This window comes from Paraburkholderia sp. SIMBA_030 (assembly GCF_046535245.1).
Classification (GTDB): domain Bacteria; phylum Pseudomonadota; class Gammaproteobacteria; order Burkholderiales; family Burkholderiaceae; genus Paraburkholderia.
In genome coordinates, this window is sequence record NZ_JAWRXB010001562.1 from 1 (window position 1) to 238 (window position 238).

Annotated in this window: 1 protein-coding gene; it reads left to right on the forward strand. The window is 63.0% G+C overall.

Annotated elements, in window-relative coordinates; all coding sequences use genetic code 11:
- Window positions 1-54 precede the first annotated feature (54 nt).
- The coding region (locus SB772_RS45270; protein ID WP_410839185.1) for a hypothetical protein at window positions 55-238 on the forward strand (184 nt) is incomplete at its 3' end.

The window sequence follows — 238 nt, forward strand, 5'->3', positions numbered from 1 at the left end:
CCGAAAGAGTCGCCCGCGCCCGTGGAAGAGGCAAGGACGAGCGCTGCCGGCAAAATGCCCGAGACGTCCCGTTCGAGCAGCCCACTGCTGCTCGATAAGGAAACCCCTAAACCCGCGAAAACCGCCAAGAGCGACGTCGAGCAGAAAACCGTGATGACGCGCCCTCACCTCGTCGCGCACGACATCGATAGTCAGGAGCCCGAAAGCCCGCCCGAAGCAAGCGTTTCGAGCTCGTCGT